The following is a 12090-nucleotide window of genomic DNA, read 5'->3' on the forward strand; positions in this document are numbered from 1 at the left end:
CGACAACCCGGCCGGTCACTGGTCGGCGAGCGCCTCGACGACCGGGCGGGACAGCGCCCGGCGGGCCGGCAGCACCGAGGCGAGCAGGGCGGCCAGCACCGCGACGCCGACGATCAGCCCGAGCTGACCGAACGGCAGCACCACGTGGAAGTCGCCGCCGAGGCGGTCCAGCAGGGCCATCGTGGACGCGCTGACTCCGGTGCCGAGCCCGACACCGAGCACCGCGCCGACCACCGCCATCAGCACCGCCTCGACGGCGAGCACGGCCCGCATCCGCCCCCGGGTGAGCCCGACCGCCCGCAGCACGGCGTTCTCCCTGGTCCGTTCGAGCACCGACAGGCTCAGCGTGTTCGCGACGCCGACCAGGGCGATCACCACGGCCAGGCCGAGCAGCGCGGTGACGAAGGCGAGCAGCATGTCCACAGTGCCGGTGAGCATCTTCTTGTACGCGCCCTGGTCCATCAGGTTCACCGTCGGGTACCGGCCGAGCACGGCCGTGATCGCCGCACGAGCCCGATCGGCGCTCACCCCGGCGGCGGGGTCGATCTCGGCCAGGTAGCCCCGCTGGGCGGGGAAGAGCGCGGCGAAGTCCTGGTCGGACAGGTCGATGACGTGACCCGCCGGCACCGCACCGCCCGGGGTGTCGTCGGTGACCACGGCGGCCACCCGCATCGACCGGCCCGCGACGGTCACCGGCGAACCGACCTGCCAACCACGGGAACGCGCCAACTCGCTGTGCACCAGCACCTGCCCCGGACCGACACGGTCGGCGTCGCCCGCCAGCACTCCGCTCAGCGTCCGAGAGACCAGCGCCGGGTGGGCCGCGCGGATCTCGACGTCGTCGACGACGACGCTGCGCTGCTCGTGCACGACCCCCAACTCGGGGCGGGCGATGAGCTCACCGACGAGCGCGGCCGGCAGGTCCTGTCCGATTCCGCTGACCACGAAGTCGGTGCCGATCTGAGCGTCGACGCTGCGTTCGATGCCGTCCTTGGTGCTGCGCGCGCCCACCATGAACGCCGAGACCAGTCCGATCCCGATTACCAGTGCCGTGGCCGTCGCGGCGACCCGCCGTGGATTGCGCACCGTGTTGGCGACCGCCAGCTCACCGGCGGTGCCGAGCACCCGTCGTACCGGCCAGCCGAACACCCGGGCCAGCGCCGGGACGAGCACCGGCCCGAACAGCACGATCCCGAAGAAGCTGAGCACCCCGCCGGCCGCCACCAGCAGCAGCTGCCCGGCGCTGGCGGCACCGGTCAGCGCGGCGACCCCGGCGGCGAGCACCACCGCGCCGGCGGTCAGCCGGAGCCGACCGGCACCCCGGCTGGGCTGCACCGCGGCGTCGGTGAGCGCGGCCACCGGGGCGATCCGCGTTCCCCGCCAGGCCGGGAGCAGGGCGGCGCACACGGTGAGGCCGGTGCCCAGCAGCAGGCCGGTCAGCACCGTCGAACCGGTCACGGTCAGGCCGCCGGTGACCGGTACGTCCAGTCGGGACAGCAGAAGCCGCATCGCACCGGCGAGGGCCACCCCGATCAGCACTCCGAGCGTGGAGGCGACCAACCCCAGCACTGCCGACTCCAGCACTGTGGACCGGAAGACCTGCCCCCGGGTGGCGCCGATCAGGCGCAGCAGCGCGGTGCGCCGGGTGCGCTGTGCCAGCACGATCGCGAAGGTGTTGGCGATCACGAAGCCGGCCACCACGATCGCGACCCCCACGAAGATCAACAGCAGCATGCGGAACTGGTCCACGTTGCGGACCGCCTCCTGCACCGCCTCGTCGAGGATCTGCTGGCGACTCTTCACAGTGGCTTCGGCGCCGACCACGGCGCGTACCCGCTCGGTCAGCGCCGCGACGTCGGCGCCCGGGCGGGCCGCCACCATGACGCGGCCGTAGCCCCGCTCGCCGGTGAGGGCCAGCGCGTCCGGCCCGACCAGGCCGACGAACGGACCGCCGACGTCGCGGGAGGTGCCGGCCACGTCGACGGTGCCGACCAACGTGTACGGGCGGGCCGCTCCGCCGGTGGCACCGATCCGGACCGTCGCGCCGAGCCCGAAGCCCTGCTCGGCCGCCGTGGGCGCGTCGAGCACCACCTCACCGGCCCGGTCGGGCAACCGGCCGGCCACCACGTCGTACGAGCGCAGCGCGTCCTCGGTGGGGACGGCGACGAGCATGGTGAAGCCGAGCACCGGCCGACCGTCGGCGCCGACGATCCCGGCGGTGTTGGTCAGCTCACCGGCTGCGGCGGCCACCCCGTCGACCGCCCGCACCCGGTCGACCAGGGTCGGGGGCAACACCTCCCGGCCGGTCGAGTAGGCACCCAGGTCGGTGTGGCGGTCGAAGGTGCCGGCCCGCTCGTACGCGCCGGTCCGCATCCCGTCGACGAAGATCATCGTGCCGGCGACGAACGCGACGCCGAGCACGACGGCGAGCGCCGAGAGCAGCATGCGCAGCGCCTCGGCACGCAACGAGCGCAGGGTCAGGCGGATCATGCGGGGCTCCCGGTGCGGGTGGCGGATCGGACCCCTCCGACGCTATGGCCGGCACCGCTGGATCGATCTCCACCTGCGCGCTCGACCTGCCTGCGCCAGGGGTCGCGGTGCGCCCGCCGCCCGCTACGACCCAGGTCGTACGCGGTGTCATCCGCCGGGCGTGACCAGCCCACTCTCGTACGCCAGGACCACCGCCTGGACCCGGTCGCGCAGCTGGAGCTTGGCCAGGATCCGCCCGACGTGGGTCTTCACCGTCGCCTCGGCGACGTGCACCCGGGCGGCGATCTCCGCGTTGGACAGCCCCTGGGCGACCAGCAGCAGCACCTCCCGTTCCCGTTCGGTGAGCTGGGCGAGCCGAGGGTCGCCGCTCGGGGCGGCGCCGAGTTGCCCGGCGAACCGGTCCAGCAGACGCCGGGTGATCGACGGAGCCACCACCGAGTCGCCCTGGGCCACCACCCGGATGGCCGCCAGCAGCTCCTCCGGCGGGACGTTCTTGAGCAGGAATCCGCTCGCCCCGGCCTGTAGGGCGGCGAACGCGTCCGCCTCGGTGTCGAAGGTGGTCAGCACCAGCACCCGGGGCCCGCCCGTGGGCCGCTCGGCGCAGAGTCGCCGGGTCGCCTCCACCCCGTCCATGGTGGGCATCCGGATGTCCATCACGACGACGTCGGCCTCGGTGCGGGCGAGCACCCGCAGGGCGTCCGCGCCGTCGATCGCCTCCCCGACGACCTCAAGGTCGGGCTGGGAGTCCAGCACCATCCGGAACCCGGCGCGGACCAGCGCCTGGTCGTCCACGATCACTACCCGGACCGTCATGCCGCGATCACCTCCGTTGCCGGCTCCGACGGTAGCGGCAGCCGAACCTCGACCTGCCAGCCCCCGGTCGGTCGGGGGCCGGCGGTGAGGCTGCCGTCGTACACCGTCACCCGCTCCCGCATGCCGAGCAGGCCGTGACCGCCGGGCGGCGCCGGGCTGACCAGCGGGCGGCCGCGACCGTCGTCGACCACCCGGACCACGACGGCTTCGACGGTGTACGACAGGACGACCTCGACGCTGGCGCCGACCCCGGCGTGCTTGAGCGCGTTGGTCAGCGCCTCCTGCACCACCCGGTAGACGGTCAGCTCCAGGCCCGGCGGCAGGGTCGGTGGCGTACCGGTGGCGGTGCTGCGGACGTGCAGGCCGGCGTCGACGAACCGGGCCAGCAGGTCGGGCAGCTCCGCCAGGGCGAGACGCCGGTGCTCCGGGTCGGCCGCCACCGCCAGCCCGGCCGCGTCGGCCTCCCCGCCGGTCGGGCCGGCGTCGCGCAGGACCCCGACGAGCCGGCGCATCTCCTCGAGGGCCTGCCGGCCGGTGTCCGCCACCACCTTCACCGCGGTACGCGCCTGGGCGGGGTCGCTGTCGAGCATGAACCGGGCGCCGTCCGCCTGGACGATCATCACGGCCATGCTGTGTGCGACCACGTCGTGCAGCTCACGGGCGATCCGGGTGCGCTCCTCGGCGACCGCCGCCCGGGACTCGGCCTCCCGTTCGCGTTCCAGGGTCGCGGCCCGCTCCTCCAGGCTGAGCACGTAGAGCCGGCGGGTCCGCACGTTCAGCGCTACCAACCACACCGCGCCGGTGACCAGCGCGTACCACAGCGCGGTCACCCACCACTGGATGACGTTGGGGGTCTGTGCGGCGGCCAGCAGCACCCCGACGGCCGCGACCGCGCCGGCCAGCACGCCGTCGCGTAGCCGCCGCCCGTACTTCACCACGCTGTAGAGCGCGATCAGGACGGCCACGTCGTAGATGAGCGGACCCCACCGGGCGACCACCTGGATGAGGGCGAGCGCCGCGACGGCCACCGTCACCACGCCCGGGTGGGTGCGGCGGAACAGCAGCGCCACCGCCATGCCCACGCCGACCGCCGTGGCCGCCCAACCTCCCGGCTGGTTCACCGCCGCGGCCAGCGAGACGAGCACCACCAGGGCGGCGACGGCCACGTCGAAGGCGACGCCGCGCAGCGGGCGGCCGAGCACTGTGCGTCTCACGGTCACCCAGCGTACGTGCCGGGACGGGCGGCCCTCGCCCCCCGCGCGCCCGGGCCCCTCGCGCCCCGGCTCAGGAGCCGAGGATCTCGCGCATGCGGTCGATCTCGACGGTCTGCTCGGTGGCGACGGCGTTGGCGAACTCGTTGAGCGTCAGGTCGGAGCCGACGGTGAGCAGGTTGGTGGCCATCTCGATGGCGCCCTGGTGGTGCTCGGTCATCATCTGGACGAAGAGCTCGTCGAAGTCCGGGCCACGGGTCGCGGCGAGCTGCGCCATCGCCTCGGGTGACTGCATGCCGCGCATGGTGCCGTGGTCGTGCCCCTGGACCTCCGCGGGGAGGCCGCGGGTCTGCAACCAGCCGCGCATCATGCCCATCTCCGGGCCCTGGCTGGCCCGGATGCGCTCGGCGATGGCCCGCACGTCGGGGTCGGCGGCCCGGTCGGGGGCGAGCTCCGCCATCGCCAGGGCCTGCGCGTGGTGCGGGATCATCATCCGGACGAACCAGACGTCCAGCGAGTTGTGCGGGGCGGGGCCGACGTCGCGGACCTCGTGCGCCGGCCGGGTGGCCGCCGTCTCGCCCGGGCGGCCGGGCGCGATGACGGTCAGGTCGGTGGGGACCGGGCTGACCGTCGGCGACGCGGTTGCGGGGGCGGGCGCGGAGACCGGCTGCGCGGCCCGCGTGCCGGTGTCGCCGTCGAGGCGGATCATCATGAACGCCACCAGCGGCAACGCGACAGCGAGTGTGACGATCGCCAGGGTGCGTGCGCGCCGGTTGGTCATGGGCCACTCCCTGCAGTCGAGGTCACCGCGATGCTATCCATTGAAGAACCCACTTTCATGTGATCCAGCTCACATCGACGTTCTTCGTCGAGCGGTAACGTGTCAGCCATCGTCTCCCCCTTGCGAAGGGCCCCGCCGATGATCAGACTCCACAAGCCACGGTTACGACAACTGCGCATCGTGGCGCTCGCCACGACCGGCCTCCTCGTCGCCAGCGCTCTCGTCGCCCCGGCGAGCAACGCCCAGACGGTGCCGCAGGCGGCCCCAGCCCCCGCGCTCACCAACACGATCCCCGGCGTCGACGAGATCGTGAGCAGCCCCAACCTGCGCCAGATCGCCAACGTGCCCAAGGTCGCCCCACTGGACGCGACCAACAGCGACATCGCCTTCCAGGGCAAGTACGCGTTCGCCGGCAACTACAACGGCTTCGTCATCTACGACATCTCGCGGCCCAGCGCCCCGACGGTCAAGGCCCGGGTGCTCTGCCCGGGGTCGCAGAACGACATCTCCGTCCACGGTGACCTGCTCTTCCTCTCCACCGACTCGTCCCGCAGCGACGACTCCTGCAACAGCACCGCGCAGGGGGCGGACGTGAAGGGCTCGTGGGAGGGCATCAAGGTCTTCGACATCAAGGACAAGGCCAACCCGCGCTACATCAAGTCCGTCGAGACGGCCTGCGGCTCACACACCCACACCCTGGTGCCGGGCAAGAACAACAAGACGGTCTACCTGTACGTCTCGTCGTACAGCCCGCGGGCCGAGTTCCCGGACTGCCAGCCCCCGCACGACTCCATCTCCATCATCAAGGTGCCGCTGAAGAAGCCGACGGACGCCGCGGTGATCGCGGCCCCGAACCTCTTCCCGGACGGCGGTTTCCCGGGCAGTGAGACCGGCTCGGCGACCACCGGCTGCCACGACATCACCGTCTACCCGGCCAAGGACCTGGCCGCCGGCGCGTGCATGGGTGACGGCATCCTGCTCGACATCAAGAACCGGGAAGCGCCCCGGGTCATCAACCGGGTGCGGGACGAGGTCAACTTCGCGTTCTGGCACTCGGCCACCTTCAACAACGCCGGCACCAAGGTGATCTTCACCGACGAGCTGGGTGGCGGCGGCGCGGCGACCTGCAACGAGGCTGTCGGCCCGAACCGGGGCGCGGACGCCATCTACGACATCAGCGGCCGCGGCAACGCCCGGAAGATGACCTTCCGCAGCTACTACAAGATCCCCCGGGCGAACGCCGACACCGAGAACTGCGTGGCGCACAACGGCTCGCTGATCCCGGTGCTCGGTAAGGACATCATGGTCCAGGCGTGGTACCAGGGCGGCATCTCGGTCTGGGACTTCACCGACTCGGCCAACCCGAAGGAGATCGCCTTCTGGGAGCGCGGCCCGCTCTCGGCAGACCGGCCTGTCGGCGGTGGCACCTGGTCCGCGTACTACTACAACGGCCACATCTACTCCAACGACATGGTGAAGGGCCTGGACGTCCTGGAGCTGAACGACTGGCGCACCTGGACGGCCAAGCTGACCCGCTACCAGGAGCTCAACGTGCAGACCCAGCCCAGCTACCTGGGCTGGTAGGCACCGAGCCCGCAGCCGGGCCCGGCCCCCGATCTCCGGGGGCCGGGCCCGGCCCTGTTCGGGCGGAATTCGCCGGTCACGCTACCTATCGGACGCGGCGGGGCCGATCGTCGGTTGTCTCCCATCCCGGGCCGGTCTGTCGGGTTCCCCGCGCCGCAGCGCCGCGACTGGTCGACCGCGCTGCTCCGGTCGCCGGTCACGCGCTGGTGGGCCTGGTCACCCTGACAGTTCCAGCGCGGGCGGCAGACCCGCCACCGTGTCAACGTGGTCAGACGTGAAGCTTGCCGCCGTCGCACCGCCCGCCACACCCGAGCCGACCACCCGCTGGCGACCCCACCCGCTGGACCTGGTGGCGGTCGTCCTCGCCGTGGTCGGCGCGACCTGCGCGCTGAGCGGGCTGCTGCCCCGCGCGGAGACCACCGCCACGCTGCACCGGATCCTGCCGCTGCTGCTCTTCCTCGGCACCGTCATCGTGCTCGCCGAGCTGACCGCCGTAGCCGGTGTGTTCAACGTGCTGGCCAGCCGACTGGCCATCGCCTCCCGGGGGAGGTGGGCGGCGCTGTTCCTGCTCTGCGGCGGCCTGGCGACACTGACCACCCTCGTGCTCAACCTCGACACCACCGCCGTGCTGCTCACCCCGGTCCTGCTCGCGCTGGCGCGCACCCTGCGCGTGCCCGCCGGCCCGCTCGCGGTCACCACGGTCTGGCTGGCGAACACCGCCAGTCTGCTGTTGCCGGTGTCCAACCTGACCAACCTGCTGGCCGCCGACCGGGTCGGGCTGGCGCCCCTGACGTACGCGACCCGCATGGCGCTGCCTCAGCTGGTGGCGGTGGCGGTCACGATGGCGCTGCTCTGGTTCACCTGGTGGCGGCGGGACCAACCGACCGGGGGGCGCTTCGTCCCGCCGGCCGCGCACGTGCCGGCGGACCCGGTGCTGCACCGCACCGCCCTCGCCGGTTGTCTGCTCTTCATCGGCGGGATCCTCGCCGGCGTGGAGATCGGTCTCGCCTCCACCGTCGCGCTGGCGCTGGTGCTGGTCGGGTTCGTCATCCGCTCCCCCGCCACGCTGCGCCCGGGGCTGGTGCCGGTGCGCCTCCTGCTCTTCGTCACCGGCCTGTTCCTGGTGGTGCAGACCCTCGGCCGGCACGGGCTGGACGACCTGGTGGGCACCCTGCTCGGGGCCGACGGTGGTGCGCTCGGCGCGCTGCGCGCCGGCGGCACCGGAGCGCTGCTCGCCAACGCGCTGAACAACCTGCCGGCCTACCTGGCCGGCGAGTCGGTGCTGCCGGGCGGCGACGCGACCCGGCTGCTGGCCCTGCTGATCGGCACCAACGTCGGCCCGCTGGCCGCACCCTGGGCGTCGCTGGCGACCCTGCTGTGGTTCGAGCGGTGCCGGGCGGCCCGGGTCACGGTGCCGGTGACCCGGTTCGTGCTGACCAGCACGCTGCTCGCGGTCACCGGCACGCTCGGCGCGGTCGGCGCGCTGCTGCTGGTGAGCTGAGCGCCCGGTCGGCGGGGCGATCCGGTGCGCGGCGGCCGGCTCAGTCGCGGTACACGGCGAGCTGAAGCTCGGTGACGCCCTTCTCCGGGGTGTCCGCGCAGTAGTCCAGGTAGACCTCCCGGGCGAAACCGTCGGTGCGGTAGCCGTTCTCCTCGATCCACCGGGCGAGCGCCTGCATGCTCGGCTCGACGTCGGCCATCGCACCGTGGTGGATGATGGTCGCCGCGCTGCGCAGCGCCGGCAGGTCGCGCACCGTGACGTCGGGAGCCGCGGCCGGCTCGGCGTCGACGAGCACCCCGGCGTGCACGACGACGGCGTCGCCGCCCGCATCGGCGGGCTCGTACCAGGCGACGGCGGGCCCGCTCGGGTTGACGCCGGCCGCCGACAACCGCCGGAACAGCTCGGGGTAGAGCGGTTGGATCACCGGTCCGATGTCCTCGCCCTGGTAACTGGCCGCGACGGCGGTCAGCTCCGCGACGCGGACCGGTGCGATCTCCTTGAGTACGACGTCCTGGGTGGTCATCCGACCCTCCGACTCGATCATTCGGAGCCTCGCCTCCACGGCCGCCAACCGGGCCGTGTCGGCGGCCAACTGCTCCGCCAGCTGGCTCCGGCGCAGCCGCAGCATGCCCCGCAGCTCGGCCACGTCGACGGCGTCGTCGACGATCGCGCGCACCTGTTCCAGGGTGAGGCCCAGCTCCTTGAGGGCGATCACCCGGTTGAGCCGACGCAGCTGGTCGGCCCGGTAGAAGCGGTAACCGCTGTGCGGGTCGACGCTGGCCGGGCGCAGCAGGCCGATGCTGTCGTAGTGGCGCAGCATCCGCACCGACACCCGGCCGAATCTGGCGAAGTCTCCGATGGTGAACATGGCCCCCTCACACTCGTCCCTGACACCGTGTCAGAGTCAAGCGTGGCGTGCGGGGCGACCGTCAGGGGCGGGCCGGGCGCGGGCCGACCAGCCGGCGGACCATCGGCGCGGCGTTCCACTTGGCCGCGCCGACCAGGTCGCGGGCGTGCTCCAGGACCGTGTAGTCGGGTCGGCTGAGACCGTCGGCGATGGCCCGGTCCAGGTCGTTGCCGCAGCGGCTCAGCACGGTGTCGAAGTCCCGCCGGACCGGCTCCTGCAGGTCGTAGCCGAACGAGCGGTGCAGCCGGGCGAAGAGCGGCTTGTACAGCCGGACCCGCTCGTGCAACCCGGACGAGTACGACATCGGGTTCTTCGGACGGCGGAGGATGTAGTCGGGCAGCACGTCGCCGAACGCCCGCCGGACAATCCACTTCTCCTGCCCGTGGCGCAGCTTCAGATCCACCGGCAACCGCATCGCCAGCTCCACCACGCTGAGGTCGAGGAACGGCACCCGTGCCTCCACGCCGTGTCCCATGGCGGCCCGGTCGACCCGCTGCAACTCGGTGCGGCACAGGTTACGGATGCGGTGCAGGAACAGCCTGCGGGCCGCCGCCGGGGCGACCTGGTGGTACATCGGGTACCCGCCGAACAGCTCGTCGGAGCCGTCACCGGTCAGCACCACCTTGATGCCCAGGTCGCGCAGCCGCCGGAAGATCGGCACCGAGACGACCGCGTTGATGATGTCGCCGTACTCGGTCAGTTCGGAGATCCGGATGGCCTCGCGGACGTCGGCGAGCCGGATGTCGCGCGGGCGCAGCTCGACCACCACGTGCGGCACGTCGAGGTCGGCGGCGAGCCGCCGGGCGTACGCCACGTCGGGGCTGTCCGCCACGCCGACGGTCACCGCGACACAGTCCGGGTGGATGTCCCGCACCTGCCGCAGGGTCAACGAGCTGTCCAGGCCACCGGAGAGCACCACCCCGACGGTCAGGTCGGTCTCCACCCGCATCCGGATCGCGTCGCTCAGCGCAGCGCGGACCAGCAGCGCGGCCTCGTCCGGGTCGTCGATGATCGGCAGGCCGTCGCCGATGGTGAGCAGGTCGACGTACGGGCTCAGGCGCACGTGCCCGTCCGCCTCGGCCCAGCCGTGGTGCCCGGGCGGCACCTCGGCGATCGGGGCGCCGTGCCCGACGAGCGCCTTGACCTCGGAGGCGATGTGCAGGCAGCCGGGCCGACGGGACCAGTACAGCGGCTTGACGCCGAGCGGGTCGCGGGCCAGGTACGCCCGACCGGTGGCCCGTTCGACGACCGCGAAGGCGTACTCGCCGCGCAGCCGGGTCACCGCCGCCTCGCCCCACTGCTGGAACGCGGCGAGCAGCACCTCGGTGTCGCTCTCGGTGCGGAAGGCCTGCCCCAGGCGGGTCAGCTGCGCCCGTAACTCCCGGTAGTTGAAGATCTCGCCGTTGAAGCAGAGCAGCCATCGTTCGTCGGTCGAGGTCCACGGTTGCACCGCCCGGTCCCGGTCGACGACCCGCAGTCGACGGGTGCCGGCGAGCAGACCGTTCTCCGACCGGGTCTCGGTGACCTCACCGCGTGGGGCCAGGGCGGCGAGCATCCGCCGGAAGGTCGCCGGGTCGGCTTCGGGGCCAATGCTCAACGCGATGCCGCACACCGGCTCAGACCCCCATCTCGGCCTCGTACGCCCGGCGTAGCCGACGCCGGGCGGTGGGCGCGAGACACAGGTGCCAGGCCTGCCCCTCGTCGATCACGTTCAGCTCACCGGCCTCCTGTCGGCTCAGCAGCAGCTGCGCCAGGGTGTCCCGCGCGCCGAAACGCTCGAACCAGGCGAGCTCGACGTCGACCGAGTAGCCGAGGCAGTGCCCGCTGGGCAACATCGCCGCGTAGCCCAGGCGGCGCAACCGGTACTGGTGCTCGGCGCTGCGGACCAGGCTGGTCACCCAGAGCGGCGGGGTGGCCGGCGGCGCGACGGCGGCGAACTCCCGGGCGATGTCGTTGAGCAGCGCCACCACCTCGCGGCGGGCGCGGCGGAACAGCAGCCCCGCGGTGTGCGGGGTGGCGTCGGGTAGCAGTCGGCGCCGCAGCCCGCGCGCGGCCCGACCCAGCATCGTGGCGGGCTGTTCCTGGTAGCGGAAGCGCAGCAGGTCACGGCGGCGCAGCCACTCCAGGTCGACCAGTTCGGCGCTGCCGTTGACCTGGTCGTCGGTGACGAAGGTCGGCGCGTCCTGCCACCACAGCACGTCGATGCGGGAGAGCAGGTAGATCCGGACCAGGGCGCTGAGGTCACCGGCCGAGGTGCGGTCGTTCGGCTGATAGCGGGCCATCTCCAGCAGCAGGGTCTCGCGCGCGCCGATCAGCCCCTGCGGGGTGCCGTCGAGGACCGCGGCGAGCGCCGGCTCCCGCAGCCGCTCGTCGATGAGCACCTGCCGGGCCCGGGTGCTCGCCGCGTCCGCCAGGGCGCCGACCTCGACCAGCAGCTCGGCGACGGCGGCCCGGTAAGCGGACAGGTCGGGCGCGGCGGCGGGAAGGCGGCGGGGGGCCGCGCCGGAGGGTCGACGGCGGGCCGGGGCGGTGGGCGACGGAGGCGAACCGGGCTGCTGTCCCGGACTACGGCTGGGCACTCGCATGACGGGGTCCCTTTCTCCGGTCACGGCACTGGGTGGTTCGCCCTGAAACACACCGTAATCATCAGCACCGGAAGCGACCGAACATTCCTCCTATTCGCCCCCGAACGGACCACACACCACCCACCCGCCCTCGCCGGGGGCCATCCCATGGTGGTGCCCCCTTTGGAGCTGATGTCGCCAACGAATCACCCCCCCCCCCCCCCCCCCCCCCCCCCTCC

General features: G+C 72.8%; 9 protein-coding genes. 2 read left to right on the forward strand and 7 right to left on the reverse strand.

Annotated elements, in window-relative coordinates; all coding sequences use genetic code 11:
• Window positions 1-15: 15 nt before the first annotated feature.
• The 4 genes from IF22_RS0131800 to IF22_RS0131815 all read right to left on the reverse strand — a co-directional run bounded on the left by IF22_RS0131800 (window position 16) and on the right by IF22_RS0131815 (window position 5295).
• On the reverse strand, window positions 16-2490 hold the full coding sequence (locus tag IF22_RS0131800; protein ID WP_030338053.1) for an ABC transporter permease: 2475 nt from the start codon (window positions 2488-2490) through the stop codon (window positions 16-18).
• Window positions 2491-2637: 147 nt separating this feature from the next.
• Complete coding sequence (locus tag IF22_RS0131805; RefSeq protein WP_030338054.1) at window positions 2638-3303, reverse strand: response regulator; 666 nt, start codon at window positions 3301-3303, stop codon at window positions 2638-2640.
• On the reverse strand, window positions 3300-4523 hold the full coding sequence (locus tag IF22_RS0131810; protein WP_030338055.1) for a sensor histidine kinase: 1224 nt from the start codon (window positions 4521-4523) through the stop codon (window positions 3300-3302). The genes IF22_RS0131805 and IF22_RS0131810 overlap by 4 nt, the downstream gene beginning before the upstream one ends.
• A gap of 64 nt (window positions 4524-4587) precedes the next feature.
• Window positions 4588-5295, reverse strand: a complete 708-nt coding sequence (locus IF22_RS0131815) for a DUF305 domain-containing protein (RefSeq protein WP_030338056.1) — start codon at window positions 5293-5295, stop codon at window positions 4588-4590.
• Between the two features lie 138 nt (window positions 5296-5433).
• On the opposite strand from IF22_RS0131815, the gene IF22_RS0131820 reads away from it, so the two are divergent.
• A complete protein-coding gene (locus IF22_RS0131820; RefSeq protein WP_030338057.1) occupies window positions 5434-6879 on the forward strand; it encodes an LVIVD repeat-containing protein in 1446 nt (481 codons plus the stop codon).
• 274 nt (window positions 6880-7153) lie between these two features.
• Window positions 7154-8380, forward strand: coding sequence for an ArsB/NhaD family transporter (locus tag IF22_RS0131825; RefSeq protein ID WP_030338059.1), 1227 nt, complete (start codon window positions 7154-7156; stop codon window positions 8378-8380).
• A 40-nt stretch (window positions 8381-8420) separates the two neighbouring features.
• Here the strand turns inward: IF22_RS0131825 and IF22_RS0131830 are convergent, their stop codons facing one another.
• The 3 genes from IF22_RS0131830 to IF22_RS0131840 form a co-directional block, all read right to left on the reverse strand.
• Window positions 8421-9248, reverse strand: coding sequence for a MerR family transcriptional regulator (locus tag IF22_RS0131830; protein WP_030338061.1), 828 nt, complete (start codon window positions 9246-9248; stop codon window positions 8421-8423).
• A gap of 61 nt (window positions 9249-9309) precedes the next feature.
• Complete coding sequence (locus IF22_RS0131835; RefSeq protein ID WP_030338063.1) at window positions 9310-10899, reverse strand: asparagine synthetase B family protein; 1590 nt, start codon at window positions 10897-10899, stop codon at window positions 9310-9312.
• A 4-nt stretch (window positions 10900-10903) separates the two neighbouring features.
• Window positions 10904-11872 carry a DUF5715 family protein gene (locus tag IF22_RS0131840; protein ID WP_030338065.1) on the reverse strand — a complete coding sequence of 323 codons (969 nt, stop codon included), beginning with the start codon at window positions 11870-11872 and terminating at the stop codon, window positions 10904-10906.
• Window positions 11873-12090 lie beyond the last annotated feature (218 nt).

Source organism: Micromonospora parva (genome assembly GCF_000718515.1).
Taxonomy (GTDB): Bacteria; Actinomycetota; Actinomycetes; order Mycobacteriales; family Micromonosporaceae; genus Micromonospora; species Micromonospora parva.